The organism is Companilactobacillus zhachilii, assembly GCF_003606365.2.
Classification (GTDB): domain Bacteria; phylum Bacillota; class Bacilli; order Lactobacillales; family Lactobacillaceae; genus Companilactobacillus; species Companilactobacillus zhachilii.
Genome location: NZ_CP031933.2, coordinates 390177 through 406768, shown reverse-complemented (window position 1 = coordinate 406768; position 16592 = coordinate 390177). Strand labels below are relative to the sequence as shown.

Annotated in this window: 14 protein-coding genes and 1 pseudogene; 3 read left to right on the top strand and 12 right to left on the bottom strand. The window is 37.2% G+C overall.

Translation table 11 applies throughout. The features are described 5' to 3' along the window. Window positions 1-83: 83 nt before the first annotated feature. The 9 genes from asnB to D1B17_RS01745 all read right to left on the bottom strand — a co-directional run bounded on the left by asnB (window position 84) and on the right by D1B17_RS01745 (window position 9254). On the bottom strand, window positions 84-1991 hold the full coding sequence (asnB, locus tag D1B17_RS01785) for an asparagine synthase (glutamine-hydrolyzing) (protein WP_120143358.1): 1908 nt from the start codon (window positions 1989-1991) through the stop codon (window positions 84-86). Between the two features lie 14 nt (window positions 1992-2005). Next, window positions 2006-3175: a metallophosphoesterase family protein gene (locus tag D1B17_RS01780; RefSeq protein ID WP_120143361.1), complete on the bottom strand. Its 1170-nt coding sequence runs from the start codon at window positions 3173-3175 to the stop codon at window positions 2006-2008. 119 nt (window positions 3176-3294) lie between these two features. Continuing rightward, the gene (locus D1B17_RS01775; protein WP_120143363.1) at window positions 3295-3819 is read right to left on the bottom strand and encodes a GNAT family N-acetyltransferase; all 525 of its coding nucleotides are present in this window, start codon (window positions 3817-3819) and stop codon (window positions 3295-3297) included. Between the two features lie 761 nt (window positions 3820-4580). Then, entirely contained in the window at window positions 4581-5246 is a 666-nt protein-coding gene (locus D1B17_RS01770) for a hypothetical protein (RefSeq protein ID WP_120143366.1), read from the bottom strand. Next, window positions 5236-6063, bottom strand: a complete 828-nt coding sequence (locus D1B17_RS01765; protein WP_120143369.1) for an ATP-binding cassette domain-containing protein — start codon at window positions 6061-6063, stop codon at window positions 5236-5238. Before D1B17_RS01765 ends, D1B17_RS01770 begins: the two co-directional genes overlap by 11 nt. Beyond that, on the bottom strand, window positions 6063-6551 hold the full coding sequence (locus tag D1B17_RS01760) for a hypothetical protein (RefSeq protein WP_120143372.1): 489 nt from the start codon (window positions 6549-6551) through the stop codon (window positions 6063-6065). Before D1B17_RS01760 ends, D1B17_RS01765 begins: the two co-directional genes overlap by 1 nt. 96 nt (window positions 6552-6647) lie before the next feature. Next, on the bottom strand, window positions 6648-7193 hold the full coding sequence (locus tag D1B17_RS01755) for a DNA-3-methyladenine glycosylase I (protein WP_120143374.1): 546 nt from the start codon (window positions 7191-7193) through the stop codon (window positions 6648-6650). Between the two features lie 376 nt (window positions 7194-7569). Next, window positions 7570-8061 carry a universal stress protein gene (locus tag D1B17_RS01750; RefSeq protein WP_120143376.1) on the bottom strand — a complete coding sequence of 164 codons (492 nt, stop codon included), beginning with the start codon at window positions 8059-8061 and terminating at the stop codon, window positions 7570-7572. Between the two features lie 80 nt (window positions 8062-8141). Continuing rightward, window positions 8142-9254: a glycerate kinase gene (locus D1B17_RS01745; RefSeq protein ID WP_120143378.1), complete on the bottom strand. Its 1113-nt coding sequence runs from the start codon at window positions 9252-9254 to the stop codon at window positions 8142-8144. Between the two features lie 65 nt (window positions 9255-9319). Between D1B17_RS01745 and D1B17_RS01740 the strand changes: the two genes are divergently transcribed. After that, complete coding sequence (locus D1B17_RS01740; protein ID WP_120143381.1) at window positions 9320-10123, top strand: tyrosine-protein phosphatase; 804 nt, start codon at window positions 9320-9322, stop codon at window positions 10121-10123. Between the two features lie 1119 nt (window positions 10124-11242). On the opposite strand, the gene D1B17_RS01735 is transcribed toward D1B17_RS01740, so the two are convergent. Genes D1B17_RS01735 through D1B17_RS01725 form a run of 3 tightly spaced genes read right to left on the bottom strand, consistent with a single transcriptional unit; the run spans window position 11243 to window position 13889 of the window. Next, window positions 11243-11998, bottom strand: a complete 756-nt coding sequence (locus tag D1B17_RS01735) for an ABC transporter ATP-binding protein (RefSeq protein ID WP_120143384.1) — start codon at window positions 11996-11998, stop codon at window positions 11243-11245. After that, complete coding sequence (locus tag D1B17_RS01730) at window positions 11946-12896, bottom strand: ABC transporter permease (protein WP_120143387.1); 951 nt, start codon at window positions 12894-12896, stop codon at window positions 11946-11948. Before D1B17_RS01730 ends, D1B17_RS01735 begins: the two co-directional genes overlap by 53 nt. 24 nt (window positions 12897-12920) lie before the next feature. Next, entirely contained in the window at window positions 12921-13889 is a 969-nt protein-coding gene (locus tag D1B17_RS01725) for an ABC transporter substrate-binding protein (RefSeq protein ID WP_120143390.1), read from the bottom strand. Between the two features lie 1018 nt (window positions 13890-14907). Here D1B17_RS01725 and D1B17_RS01720 point away from each other — a divergent pair. Then, window positions 14908-16114 (top strand): annotated as a pseudogene (locus tag D1B17_RS01720) (MFS transporter). 91 nt (window positions 16115-16205) lie between these two features. Beyond that, window positions 16206-16556, top strand: coding sequence for a winged helix-turn-helix transcriptional regulator (locus tag D1B17_RS01715; protein WP_120143392.1), 351 nt, complete (start codon window positions 16206-16208; stop codon window positions 16554-16556). Window positions 16557-16592 lie beyond the last annotated feature (36 nt).

Sequence of the window (16592 nt, the reverse complement as noted above, 5' to 3'; positions counted from 1 at the left end):
CGTTTCAGACTTGAACTAATCTCAAGTTAGAAACAACTTCTTTTATTTTTTTCAATTATTATATTCAGACTATAAAGCAGACTTTATTTTTCATCCCCAGGTACAAGTACTTGTGGATCAACATCTGGCTTCTTACCACCATCAATAAAGAATACTTTATACCAAATCAAGAATGAATAAATTGTCCATACTTTACGACGATCATCGTTTTCACCACGATAACATCCATCAAGCATCTTCAAAATTGCATCTTGGTCAAAGAATTCAGCCGCAAAGTCAGCACTGAACAACTTGCGGAAATCTTCATAAACTTCCTTAGTTCTGATCCAATCACGGATTGGCACTGGGAAGCCTAGTTTTTCACGTTTAGCCCATTCTGAAGGAAGTGCACGTTCAGCAGCAACACGCAAAGCATACTTACTATCTTTACTGTTCAAAAGATACTTTGTAGGTACGCCGGCAGCGACTTTGGCAACTTCTTTATCTAGGAACGGAACACGTAATTCCATTGAGTTGGCCATACTCATACGGTCAGCCTTTAGAATGATATCGCCAGCCATGAATTGGTGAAGGTCAAGATATTGCATCTTCTTAACTTCATCCTTGTAGTCACGAACCTTGTTATAACTCTTCATAACAATGTCATGAACGGAACGTGATTTTTCAAATTCTGGCTTAACTAAAGCAGCGGCTTCTTTTTCAGTGAAGACCTTAGCTTGTCCGATAAAGAACTCTTCAGCCTTAGCTGTTGATTCGTACAAATGCAATCTTCCTGGGAAATTAGGCATCTTCTTCAAGCCATGAGCTAACTTGTATTTAACACCCTTAGGTAGTTTCTTCAATTCTTCAGCAACTACACGAATTGTTTTTGAATGTGAATGGAAACCATAGTTAGCGTAACCGGCAAATAATTCATCGGCACCTTCACCTGAAAGGATAACGGTAACGTCTCGACTAGCTAATTTTGTTAAGAAATACAACGGAACGGATGAAGGGTTAGCATCTGGTTCATCCATATAGTATTGAATCAAAGGAAGTGACTTGATGGCCTCTTCTTTTGTTACGATACCACGGGTATTTTCAAGACCTAATTTATCAGCTAGTAACTTAGCAGCGGTACCTTCTTCATAAGTACTTGTATCAAAATCGATTGAGTACGTATGTTGTGGTTTCAAAATAGCTGTAACGTAACTTGAATCAACACCACTTGATAGTAATGAACCAACTGGCACATCACTGATTGAATGTTCTTCAACAGAGTCACGTAATGACTTGTCGATACGTTTAACTGTTTCTTCAAATGACAAGTTATTTTCTTTGAATTCCATGTCCCAATACTTCTTGATACTTAACTTACCGTTCTTGTATGTAAAGTAGTGGCCTTCTGGAATCTTGAAAACATTCTTGAAAAATGTTTCATTCATAGCTGAATATTGGAAAGTCAAATATGGCTTCAAAGCAGCTTTATTTAGTTCCATCTTGAAGTTTGGTTCTTTCAAAAATGCTTTGATTTCTGAACCAAAAATAAATGTACCTTCACGATTATAGTAATATAAAGGTTTGATACCAAAGAAATCTCTCGCACCTGTCATATCACCAGTTTTAAGATCATAAATAACGAATGCAAACATTCCGCGAACTTTCTTCAATAAACCTTCGATACCCCATTCTTCAAAACCATGCAAAAGAACTTCAGTATCAGTATCGGTTGTGAAAATATGTCCGTCTTTTTTCAAATCTTTTCTAATATCTTGATAGTTGTAAATTTCACCATTGAAAATAATGGCTTTTGAGCGATCTTCATTATAAATAGGTTGCATACCACTGTTGATATCAATAATACTCAAACGGCGAAAACCTAATGCAGCGTCACCTTCAAATAGTTCACCAGAACTGTTTGGTCCACGATGCTTGATTGTTTCCATCATCGCTTCAATTACAGGCTTTTTGTCTGCAATATTTTTATCTACGAATCCGACAATTCCACACATAAAATAATTCTCCCTTATATTTCAAAACTTACATACCTTGTTGCGGCTCCGTAACCAAATATCTGTAAGCGTAGTTTATTCGGGTCGATATTAATGAAATATCCGGCTAATTCGGAAACTTCATTATATCGTCTGTCCCATTTTTTATTGTAATCAGTCGTTAAACCGTGCTTCTTCCCCATAAGGGCCGAACAATTTAATATTATATGATTAATTTCAGAAACTTTGTAGTTTTTTTCGTAATGCATGTGTCCACAAAGATAAGTTGTCACCTTCGAAATGCCGGTAGACGAGAAATCATAGCGGATATTAACTCCAAAATCTCCAGTTAATTCATTTTTCAATTGTCCTGAAGCTTTATTGTTAAATGCGACCAACAATTGTTGCACTAGATCACCGTTAAAGTTTAACGCACTGCGTCCACTTGGACTAACAATATTTGCATGGCCCATTACAACCACATGCTTATCGACAGTCCGCTCTAAAACGGTAGTTAAATCCTCTAGTTGTTGCTCTCTGACCCCACGAACCTTCTTGAAGTCATATTTCTTAGAACCGTTACTAAGAATATAAGGAATATCACTAGTATCAATAAAGATAACACGAACGTCACCCTTATCATACCAACCAACTTTTGAAACAGGATTCAAACGAAGAATCTCTGGTTGCTCAAAGTCATATTTAGTTACTAGTGAATCGTAATCATCTCGATGAAATGATGCAGTTTTAAAGAAGCGATGTTCGTCGTATTTATCATTCTCATCGTGATTTCCCTCAATAATGAAGAATGGAGCTTTGCTGGAGCGATAACTCTCAACCGCAAATCTCAAAATACCACGACTAATCTCAGGTTTATCACTACCATCCATCAGATCGCCTAAATGAACATTCAGGTCAACCCCAACGTCATCGCTGACTTTATTGGCCTCAATGATATGCCGCATGCCGTTGATTCCATAATAGGAAGAACTGACAACAGCCTTAGCGTGAGTATCAGTTAGAACAGAAATTGTCACTGTATCATCATTGACGTGCGGTAAGACATTATTCTTATAAACACCTTCAATATAATCAACAACAAAAGGTCTCGGCTTTAATCTTCTCAAAAAGTTATCTGTTTGAGTTGAAATAAATTCTGAAGGTCTAGGTGAAAGCACCCTTCTTGCAATATTTTTGATTTTCAATTTACCGTTCTCTCCTAATATCCAAACCGTGGATATAAATATATTAAAAAAACCATCTTAACGATGGTTAATTATGGTTCAATTATATATCAAAAATATGAAAAATAATCTATCTTAGCTTATTTCAAAAGAATTTGGTAAGCCTTTCTGACCCCATGATCTTCATCCATTGTAATGGTACCCTTTTCTTCAAAGCCATTACTCAAAATGATGTGTTGCATTACGTGGTTATCAGGATGCGTATCAATTCTGACATCTTGATAGCCCAAATAATGTGACATAGTAAGTAATTGTTGAATCAAAGCCGCACTAAGGTGTTCGCCTTGATGGTCAGCTTCAATCGCAATCCGATGAATCACAGAATAAGTGACATCTGATTCACTATCCCATGTACCTGATGTCATGTTTTGATAGTTCTGATCATAGCCTTGTTGCAATGCAGCTGCTCCAACGACCTCACCATTTAGTATTAAAACATAACTTATATCTTCTTCAATATCTTGTTTCAAAATTTCATTATCCGGGTAGCCGCTTTGCCATTGGTCAACGCCACGGTCCCTTAAGGTTTTCTTCGCACTATCAATAATTTCAATAATTCTTGGCAAATCGTCAATATTTGCTTGACGTAAATAAATATTACTCATAGCTGCCTCCTTATCATCCGTGTATTAAAACAGAAAAGTATGTCACAAAGCAACAATTTTAATTAACTTTTTTGATTTTTATTTGAGTGATGGATATATTCCGTCTCCAGAGCTGAGACAATAGTCACTGGCTGTGCGGACCGGAATGAGCCAAGGTCTCATTCCTCGGTTTGAAGCCTTGCAAGCAAGTCTTCAAACACGCCCGGTGGTGTAAGAGTTAAAGCTCTAACGCCACTGTCACTGCCAGTAACTATCGTCTCAGTTCTTCCGACTAGGGTCTTCTTCAAATTAATCTAATAAGAATTTATTCTGATACCGATAAGTATTTTAAGAGTATGGTTGTTCCAAAATCCTATCAAGACGGTAAAAAATATTTGAAGTATCAAGTTATTCTTGAGCTAATAAAGAACTAGTCGGAAGATTCGGACAGTGGTTACTGGCAGTGAAAGTGCTGTTAGGACGACCGCTTTTGTCGTTCTTACAGCACCGGGCGCGTTTAAGACTTGCCGAACTTGCAAGGCTTAAACCGAGGTCCGAGACCGTGGCTCGGACCGTTCCGCACCGCCAGTAACCACTGTCCGAATCTGAAGACGGCACACCTTAGTTTAACAATCATAAAAGCTGAAATCTTAAAATTATACTTTAAGTCTTGTTGCTCCAATCACACCTAAAGTTGCTTTATGCTTCGTTCACAAAGGAATAATTAAAACACCATTTTTGTTACTTTGCAACTAAAAACTAATCGGATGAATAAGTATTTGCTACTTTTTCTTATAAATTAAGCTACTAATGGTAAATAAAACTAGTCCGTAAAGGAATGTTTGGCCTGCAATTGGCAATAATTCGGTTATCTCTGGACTTGTTTGTAAAGTGACTATCAGTTTGGATAAAGGTGGAAAAATCCAATCTACTGGTTCTAACAAACCAATTACGCTACCTGATAATGCTAAATAGACGAAGATTAATATTCCGACCTGTCCCAAACTTGAATGTTTTCCCCACTGGGTTTTAAAGAGTGTGGCAATGGAACTGCCTAAAAAACCTACAGCAACTAAGGTCAAAATCCCAACCGTATCTAGCATCACGTCACGATTCAAAATTAAACTAAAAATAAAGATTAATATACCTGAAAAAAGATTGACGATGATTGCTACTAAAAATTGACTCAAGGTATCAGCCCAATAACTGGCTACCTTTTGTTTTAAATACTTATTTTGGCGGCTATCGTTGTAGTATAAGTGCATGGTCGAAAATAGTGCTAGAAAGAATGCTCCCATCAGTAATAAACTGTATTTTTTGACTGGACTAATATTAAATAAACTCTCAGCCGTCAATCCAACAACAATCATTCCAAACAGCATTGTTAAATATAAGAAATCTTGAAAAAACATTTGTAAATAACTTTTCAATAAAATCCTAATTTTCACTACGCTTTTCCCCTTCCAATTGATAATTGAGTCGGGTCATTTTTTCAACCATGGCATTCTTCAACGACACTGGCAAAGTCAACGTAACAACGTTATTGAGATTGGAAGTGATATATCTCTCAATATCCGATGTTACCGCCACTGAATTGGGATGCACGCTGAAGATCAATTCAACTTTAACTTCTTTATTGGTTGTTGAAGCAATTTTTTCAAGCCGGTTGTCCTTCAAAAAATAACCATTATCTAAATAATGATTAATCATCCCATCAAAATGAGTCCCCGCAATCACTACTCCTGAACCGTTATCCTTCAAGTCTTGTATCAAACTCAACATACTTTTTACTGTTTTAGTCGTTTGAAAAATAAATGGCTCATCTAATAACAACACATTCGGATGTCCTACCACCGCAGCTAAAAAGTCCACTCGTCTTTGTAATCCGACTGATAACTGCCGCACTGGTTGATCCAAATAAGGACTCATTCCTAAAAAGGTAATCATCCCTTGCATTTGTTCTGGTCTGACAGCTAAATCTTTCGACAAACGTCGAATGCTTTCTAAATATTTCAGCACCGACTGGTCGATTACTTGTGGATTAACTTGTGGCATATAGCCAATTCGAACGCCTGGTGTATACTCAATTTCCCCACTATCTGGTGTCTGATGATTAGCAATTGCTTCCAAAAGTGTTGTCTTACCACTACCATTGTCGCCATTGATACCGATAATCTCATTTTGGGATAAAGAAAAAGCTACATGCTTGAATGCAAAGTAGCCGTTGTCTTGCAATGATAAATCATTGACTGATATTAATTTCATTATTGCCAATCCCCAATTGCACGAGCTGCTAATCCAATTGATAAAACTGCATCCTTTGAAAGGGAGTTTCTAACATCAGCGACAATTGTATTATCGTAAACTGCACCAATTACTGTGAAAGCAAAACTAACTAAACTTAAATCAGTTTTAACTTTGTAATCGCCAGTTGCGTAGGGATCTTCGTGATTATATGTGAAATTGATCTCATGAGCATCCAATGAACCATCAACGTGGTTAACTTGAACACGATCATGTAATTCACTTAATTTTTGAGTCGGATTTTGTAAAGTCAAGCGATGATCTGATTCATTTTGATAGTAGTCATCCTCAGTCATATCAAAGTATGTTTTGATTGGCTTTCTCAAGACTTCAAGAGAATCTAAAATGTCATAAACTTCTTGAGCATCAAATTTTTGGGACTTATCTTCAATTTTATTACGATCTTCATATAGCTTTTCAGCTAATTTACTAATAGTTTCAGAATCCATAATTCTCCTCCGATATTGCTATTGCTTTTTAAATATGCCAAATTTACGGGCAAGTACCCAGGGTATTTTTTACATCCAGTACTATTATACTAATTTTCACTTGAAATCACAGTTATCTAAATGATCATTGATCACACCGACAGCTTGTAAGAATGAATAAATTATCGTTGGTCCAACAAATCGAAACCCTTTTTTCTTTAAATCCTTACTGATCATTTGTGATAACTCTGTTTGGGCAGGCATTTCTTCCATATCACTATAATGATTAATTATTGGTTTATTATCAACAAATTTCCAGATATAATCGGAAAATTTTTTATTATTATCATGCATTGATTGAATGAGTTTGGCATTGCTTATTGATGAGTCTACCTTTAAGTGATTCCGGATAATTCCTTTGTCCTGTAATAAATCGTCACGTTTTGATTGGTCAAAAGCGGCTACTTTATCAATTTCAAAGTTATCGTATGCTTGTCGATATGTTTGACGGCGCTTGATAATTGTTGCCCATGATAAACCTGCTTGGGCACCTTCTAAAGTTAACATTTCAAAAAAATAACGTTCGTCATGGCTGGGCTTGCCCCATTCATTATCGTGGTATGCTTGCATTTCTTTGGAACTGTTGGCCCATTCGCATCTCATAGATTTTATTCCTTTCAATAGAAAAAGCTGGCGTAGGTAAGTGCCAGCTTTTTTCTTGGTGTTTATTTGTTTGTTTAATATATAGTCAGTTGTCTTTTAGAGCGGCTGGTTTGGCAGTGGCTCTGAAACGAGCTACGATGGGGCAACTCCTTCCGCTTTTCATAGAACTGTAAATCACACGCAAACCCAGCGTGCAATTCACAGTTCTACGAAAATGCTCGGGAGCTGAACGCCCCATCTCCGCTCTCTGATTTTGAAACGAGCTGCACAGGCCAATTTCTTCCGCTTTGCATAACTTCCCAAATCATCCGCAAAGTACGCGGATAATTCGTGAAGTCATGCAAATGCTCGGAAATTCCCGGGCCTGCTCCGCTCTCTATTTTTTGTGCTTCTTATCAACCAATTTCTTATTATCAACATCAGTTCTAACAATAATAACGTCAGTTCTAGCATTTCTTGTAACGTATTCTGAAACTGAACCTACTAACAAACGTGTTACGGCGTTCATTCCGGTTGATCCAATCATAATCAAATCGTTCTTATATTCGTCAATGAACTCTTGTGAGATAACTGTCTTTGGTTCACCAAAACGAACGTGGATGTCGATGTCGTCTTCCTCGAATCCGTCTTTAACCGCACTATCTTTTAATTCATTAAGATATTTTTGAGCATCTTCGGATAGTTGGTAAATAACGTCCCCATTAAGCATTCCACCATGTAAACCGATGAATTGTTTGGTATCTAGCACTGTCAAAACGTCGATGTGTCCACCGTTCATCTTGGCAACTGTTACGGCTTTCTTAAAAGCCATTTCTGCTTCATTTGATCCATCTACCGGAACCAAAATTCTCTTATAATCTTGTTCCATAATTCAATCCTCCAATGCGCTTATTGAAAATCCTTTTAATTTTAGATTAATGCATTCATATGTAATATTCAATGAAATAACTACTTAAATGCCAAAAGAGTCCTTGCTAACTGATTTGCGACTGATTCGTAATTTTCAAATATAGTAATTTCATCGTCATACTCGGTCATTTGAGTTGAAAATATGCCTGTGAATAGTTGTTCATCATTATTAAAATTATCAACAAAATTATTACATAAAACAAATGTGGGAATTTTTTCCGAACCAGCCACTCGACTCAAATGATACAAAATATCATCATGCATTGAGTTACCAGAAATTTTGTCTGTCGCTGTAATCAAAATATCCGCCGAACGAATGGTTTCATTCATTCCGGTTACTTTAGCAACCCACTCAAATGACGACCGAGAAATCCGTGCATTAATCATTGCAAACGCCCCTGCCAACGTCTTAATTGAATCCGAATGTGGCATCGGGTGTATATCTAAATTATACTTCTGATTCATTTTTTCGCTAATATAAACTAAATTATCTTCCAAAAAACTTTCTTGTGCTTCGTTTAAATACTCTACCGTATCACATAATTTATAGGCACTTGAATAGTTCAATAATACGGTTATTCGGGTCCGATTGCCAAGTAATTGCGTTACATCTTCTAAATCAATCCTATCAGCGCTTATAAGCGGATTCTCGCCTTCTGGTATCAACGACCCATTCTCATCATAAATCTTAGCTCCGAGTGCTTGTAAGACGCCTAAGCCGCCATCAGCTACTGCAGTCTTACCTAAACAAAGTACAATATTTTTGATTCCACTTGTCACTGCGTCAACAATCAATTCTCCAATACCATAACTTGTTGCATGGAACAACTGATCACGCGATTTATTTTTTGCCAAATCTACTCCGACCACTTGCTCCGAATCAATAATAGCGGTATCTTGACTATCGATATTAGTAATCAAATAACGACCAATTTTACTGTTCCAAAAAGCATCAAAAAAAGCCAGTTCATTCCACTGTCCGCCGACCGTATGCTCAACTAATGCTGGCATGCCGTACTTACTATCAGTCACAGGCATGGTCGCAATTTCGGCATTTGGTAAGGCACGAGATATACCACTATAAATAGCTTGGCCAATTTTTTCCGAGCTAACATGATTATTATATTTTCCAGGCGCAATAATGAACTTCATAATAAGGATGACTCTTCCTTTTTGTTATAATAGTAAATAGAATAAAATAACCGAGGTAAATGAGAATGGCTAACGATAATGAACGTGTTTTAAACCTTGAAAAAGGTGTTAATTTCCGTGAACTTGGCGGCTATCAAACAACCGATGGGAGAACAGTTAAGTATCATAAGGTTTTAAGATCAGCCGGATTAGCTGACTTGACTGACAATGATCTACAAATGTTGAAAGATTATGGTTTGAAAATTGATGTCGATTTCCGTTCTAAACAAGAAATTGACAAAAAGCCAGACAGACGTCCTGAGGGAGTACGTTACGTTTGGGCACCCGTTTTTGAAGAAGATGAAACGAAGGCCTCCGAAGTCCAAAGTGACGGCTACATCCCTGAAATTGACGGTGATCCAACTGACGGTTATGCACATATGATTGATGTTTACCGTGATATTATCACAAAGGATAGTTCAAAAGCTGCTTATCGGAAATTCTTTACGCAATTATTACTAAATAAGAATGATAACGAAGTTTTGATTTTCCATTGTAGTGCCGGTAAAGATAGAACCGGTATGGGCGCTGTCTTCTTCTTAACCGCTTTAGGTGTCCCATTTGAAACAATCAAAGCCGATTACTTGTTAACTAATGTAGCTAATAAAGAGTTCGTCGACGACCTCTTAGGATTGTTGGATTCCAAAGGTTACAAAGATCCCGACGTTATCAATTCTGTTAGAGATTTAATGACCGTTCATTATAATTACTTGGCCACAGCTCTCAAAACAATCGACAAAACGTATGGCAATATAAACAATTATATCAAAAAAGAATTGAAGATTAGTTCTTCAGAGATTGAGTCTTTGAAGAAGATTTATCTTGAATAGGTTTTAAAGTTCCGCCTCCAGACGGTGGGAAGAAAGTCTGCTGTGGGACCGCCTTGAGCCAAGGTCTCAAGGCTCGATTTTGAGCTTCGCAAAACACGCGAATCTCAAAATACGTCCGCAGAGTAAGAGCTAAAGCTCTAACTCTGCCGTCACGGCTGACTTTCTTCCCACCGTCTTCCGGCTAATGTATTTGTTAATAATAGATATTAATAAAAGTGATTCCTGTAATCCATTTTTAGATTGCTAGAATCACTTTTTTATTATGTCTGTTAGCTATGACATTATTATCTAGAACAGTAGAAAATTTTAAAAGTGTTTCAAAAATATCAAACAACCTAACCGGAAGGAACAAGAAAATTGAGTTCACTGTGAAGGTGGTGTTGGAGCTTTAGCTCTTACACCACGGGACGACTTTTGAAACTCGCGGCTTTTGCGAGGTTCAAAATCGAGGTACGAGACCGTTTTCTGGCTCGTGCCGGTCCCCACAGTGAACTCAATTTTCTTGTTTCTGGAGGTGGCATATTTAAAAAAAACATATTTTTAAACAATCTTCGTATTTTTAAAACATTGGCATCATAATTTCTTCACATTTACTGGTTATGATGTACTTATAAGTTAAAGGAGAAGAAAATCCTTTAGCTTATCCCCCCTATAAAGTAACTCTCTTCATATTAAAAATAGATATAGATAATGATTCTCATTAAAACATAACTAATTCGTAATCCATCCTTCCCCCCTGATAAATGGATTAACACAAATAAAAGCCAATTACTGAATTCTACTTCAGTGATTGGCTTTTTTTATTTTGTCTTGAACATTGCCGCCGGAGGACGGTAGAGATTGAAATCTGCTGTGGGACCGGCTCGAGCCAAGGTCTCGAGCCTCGATTTTGAGCTTCGCACAATTCGCGAATCTCAAAATACGTCCTGTGCCGTAAGGGATAAATCCCTAACGCCTCTATCACTGCTGATATTCAATCCCTACCGTCCTCCAGCTAATTCATTAAAAAATAGCGAAACTTTCTTCCTTTAGTTAAAAATACTAAATTTGAAATTTAAAACATTTAAAAGATATAAATCAAATTGACTTCATAAACATCAAAACCAATTCAATAACTATTTATTCAAATGCTTCCAACAATTGAGCTGTATCAAGGTTATCTTTCTCAGCACCCTTCACATCTAACTTAATTTGACCATCTTGAACCATGACTAAACGATTACCATATTTCAACGCATCAGACATTTTATGTGTAATCATCATAGTTGTTAAATGTTCTCTTTGAACCATTTCATTAGTTATTCTCATAACTTCTTGGCTAGTTTTTGGATCAAGGGCTGCGGTATGTTCATCTAGCAACAACAACTTTGGTTTACTCAACGTAGCCATCAAAAGTGACAAGGCTTGTCTTTGACCACCAGACAAATATTTTACTTGAGTATCCATGAAGTTCTCTAGTCCCATATTCAAGGTCTTGAGCAATTCTTGATACTCTTCGACATCCCCTTTTCGTTGATACCATTTTAAATTGATGGTATTGGTATGGCTCTGGGCTAACACCAAATTTTGCATAACTGTCAAATCACCGGCTGTACCCATTTTAGGATCTTGAAACACGCGTGACATCCAGCGTGAACGATAGGCAACTGATTTCTTAGAAACATTGTGAGCAGCTAAGTCGATTTCTCCAGCATCAGCGTGCAAAGTTCCAGCGATTGTATTTAACAAAGTTGATTTACCGGCACCATTGTTTCCGATAACAGAAATAAAGTCGCCCTCATCTACTTGCAAATTGATATTTTTTAAGACGTGGCGTTCATTATCAGTCCCGGGAAAGAATACCTTTTGTAGGTGTTTCACTTGTAATACGTTCATCGTCTTGGTCCTCCATTTGTTCTAAGTATTTCTTCAATTGACGTTTCGTTCTGATACGATTTTGGATAATTGGTACACAGATTACGATTACCAAAATAACGGCTGAAAGAATCTTCAGATCATCTGGTGGGAATCCTAATCCCATTGCCACCGTCAAGAGCAAACGGTAAACGACAGCTCCGACGACCATGGCAATTAATCTTGTTAAAATATTGTGTCCACGTAGGAAAATTTCCCCAACTAAGACTGACGCCAAGCCGATAACAATGGTTCCGATACCCATGCCGATATCAGCGTAACCATTACTTTGGGCAATCAAGGCACCTGACAAAGCGATGAATCCATTGGAAATCATGTAGCCGAAAATAATCATGCCGTCAGTATTGATACCATTAGCAGCTGACATATCTTTATTATTACCAGTCGCCATCAATGACAAACCTAACCTAGTTTTGAACATCAGATAAAGAATTGCGACCACGATACTTGTAACGAGTAATCCTAAGACAATTGTCTGAATGTCTAAATTCCAACTAGCTGGTAAATATTCGGTTAAAACTTTTTCGTTTAGAAGTGGCACATTGGACTTACCCATGATGTGCATGTTGATTGAGTACAAACCAGTCATTGTTAAAATTCCGGCTAAAAGTGATGGGATATGTAATTTAGTATCTAAAATTCCCGTGATAAGTCCGGCTAAACATCCCGCCACAAAACCTGCTAAAGCGGCTGTAATGGCTGATTGACCTTTCAACATTAAGCTAACTGCGACGGCTGCCCCAAAAGGAAAACTACCTTCAGTTGTTAAATCGGGAATATCCAAAATTCTAAATGTGATAAAGACACCAATTGCTAAAGGCGCCCACAGTAATCCTTGTCCAAGACTAGATATAAGCATATTTATTACCTCCAAAATTTCTAACTAAGGCTTTTGAATTTGATCAGGATTAATACCAACTGCCTTGGCATTGTCCTTGTTAACGTAAAGTCTCAATGTATGTGATGTTTCAACGGGCATATCTTGAGGCTTCTTTTTGTCGATCAAAATCTTGTAAGCCATCTTAGCTGTTTGTTTACCAAGATCTTTGTAATTGATACCATAAGTTGCTGTACCGCCATCTTCGGCCATTTCGATTGAACCTGTAACGACGGGCAATTTAGCTTCACGAGCTTTTTTACCGATAGTCTTCATTGAACTTGCCATCAAATTATCAGTTGGTAGATAAATTCCAGAAACCTTGTCAGCCATACCGGATAAGGCACTGGCAACATCATTAGTGCTTGTAACACTGACAATATTTAATTTTAAATTGTGGTTCTTAGCGTATTTTTTGACCATCTTAATTTGAAGAACCGAATTTTCTTCAGATGAGTTGTACATTACTCCGATAGGCTTGTTATTTTTTGTCAAACTTGTTAATAACTTAACTTGTTTATCAACTGGTCCCAGATCCTTAGTCCCTGTCACATTAGTACCAGGCTTTTCGTCATTTTTAATCAAACCAGCACTTTCCAAATTAGTAACCGCCGTAACCACGATTGGTGTTGACTTAGTTTTCTTAGCTAAAGCTTGTGCAGAAGGTGTAGCGATACCTAAAATCAAATCATTTTTCTTTTGCGTCAATTGTTGTGCCATTGAATTTAGATTTGATTGATCCCCTTGTGCATTTTGGTAATTGTAATTGACCTTGATAGATTTATCGTGCTGTTTAACCTCTTTGTTGAGCTCTTCTTTGAACCCTTTACGAGCGGCATCAAGTGAACCATGTGGCACAATTTGTAAAATCCCCACGTTTAAGTTCTTGCTAGAACTTGCTGAATTATTTGAGCAGCCCACCAATAAAAGTGCTACCATTGTTACTGTTAATAAACCAATTAATGTCTTTTTCATGAAAATTCATCCTCCCAAATGTATAAAAAAAACCAGCTAGATTCGGATACGAATCTAACTGGTTAAATAATTGGGCCCAAATATTTTCTCCAGATAGATTCAACCCTGTATCTATCTGGCTTTAAATGACATGCTTAAAAGCTTTAGCCAATCGATAGATACGAACACGTACGCGTTCGTATCCAACAACCGGATACAAACGCTATCTAAAGAAAAAGCTAAAGGCAAATTGATTATTTAAATGTGAGTTAAGATTATTACTTGTTTTCATAATAAAGTGCTCCTCGTTTTCAATTTACAATGACTAGTAAAACATTTTAAAATTAATGTGTCAATAAGTTTATTAGAATTATTTAATTATTGCCGTCTCCGGACGAACCGAAGAAGTCGCTGTGAGGACCGCTCGGAGCCAAGGTCTCCAAGCTCGATTTTGAAATTCGCGTTCTTTGCGAAGTTCAAAATACGTCCAGTGGAGTAAGCGATAAATCGCTAACACCACTACCACTGCTGACTTCTTCGGTTCGTCCTCCGACTATAGTCTGTCCTTTGTTTGGAAAATATTATGGATATAAAATTATACTTTCAAGAGATTAAATACTCTAGATTTATTGATTATATTGAATAATGAACATTTTTTAATAAACTAAAAATCCAATATCAAAAATAAAGTATCTAAAAAAGTATCATATAAATTTAAAATGTTTTAGCCGGAAGGAACAAGAAATTGGGGTCGCTATGAAGGTGGCGTTATGGCTTTAGCCATTACACCACGGGACGACTTTTGAAACTCGTGCACTTTGCGAGGTTCAAAATCGAGGTTGGAGACCTTGGCTCCAACCGGTCCCCATAGCGACCCCAATTTCTTGTTCCTGGAGGCGGCAGTGAACCAACCCATTACCAAAAATCCTTATAGGTACTTTTTAGTCCCTACTGCACTTTAAAGTACGTAATTGTTTATTTGTTCTAACCCCATATAATGTTACACATACTCAATTTTTACATAAGGGGCGAAAATAATATGAACAAGAAAATATCACCAAATTGGATTCTGTTGTCATTAGCTATCAGTGCTTTTGCCATTGGATCTACCGAATTTATTAGTGTCGGAATTATGCCATTACTTACAAAGACTTTTGGTATTTCTATTTCCGAGGGGGCTTAACTGTTTCAATTTACGCATTGGGCGTGATGATTGGTGCTCCTGTTTTAGCTTTAGTGACTAATCGTTGGAACCGTAAAAATTATTGATTGGTATCATGATTAGTTTCATCATTGGAAATCTTTTGGCAACTTTAGCACCAACTTTTGCTATTTTGTTGGCAGGTCGGGTCATTGCTGCTTTATCACATGGGATTTTCATGACTATTGCTTCATTGATTGCCGCTGATGTGGTTGCACCTAACAAACGTGCTTCAGCCATTGCGGTTATGTTTACTGGTTTGACTGTTGCCACAATTACCGGTGTTCCCATCGGAACTTTCATCGGTCAAACTTTTGGTTGGAGAATGTCATTTGCATTTCTTGTCGCACTTGGTCTAGTTGGACTAATTAGTAATGCCATTTTGGTACCAAACGAATTACCATTGCCAAAGCCAACTAGTATCAAAGGTATCTGGCGTATCATCAAACAACCACAATTACTATTAATTTTAGTTATCACAGCTTTAGGATATGGAGCTACTTTCCCTGTCTATACTTATTTAACAACTATTTTGAACAAAAATATGGGCTGGTCTGAAAGTGCTATTGTTGTAATTTTGATTTTCTACGGTGTTGCCGTTGCTATCGGAAACACCCTTGGTGGCCGCTGGGCTAACAAGAAGCCGCTTAAAGCTTTGATGGGGATGTTTATCGGACTGGGAGTGGCTTTACTAGTTATTAGAGCAACAATTGGCCTTCATTTCCTAGGACTACTAGCTGTTCTATTGATGGGACTCTTCGCTTTCATGAACGTTCCTGGACTTCAACTTTACATCGTTCAACTGGCCGAAAAATATACTCCTAACGAAGTACCTTTGGCATCAGCTTTGAATATTTCAGCATTTAACGTCGGAATCTCTGTTGCTTCAACAATGGGCGGAATCGCCGTAGCACACCACCAAATCTTAAATACACCATTCATCGGAATTATCATGTTGGTTGCTAGTATCGTTTTGATTTTAGTTTTGATGAAAATGGAAAGTTCAACCGTTGATTCAAAAGATTTAGATTTGGAAAATTGCTAAGACCACCTTGTGATGTTAAGATACAAATACTGAATTGAGAGGATGACGATTAACGAAACAGGCAATTTACAATATTGGTGTTGAGGCAACTATGAGAATTATCGGTGGCAAGTGGAAACCAATTATTCTCTGCCACTTAAAACACGGAAAAATGCGTACTGGTGAATTACGTCGTGCCATCCCTAACATCACTCAAAAAATGTTAACTCAACAATTGCGTGAACTTGAAGACGACGGCATTGTTGCTCGTAAAGTTTACAATCAAATTCCACCTAAAGTTGAATATTCATTGACTGATTACGGACACTCATTGAATAAGATTTTGGAAGATCTCTGTGTTTGGGGAGAACATGATATTGAAATGCGCAAGCAAAAAGGCGAAAATATTATTCTTTTGAATAAAGAAGATGTTGCTAACGATGCTTTGCCATATGCAGATTAAAAAAAGCGTTGGATTCTAAATTGAATTCAACGCTTT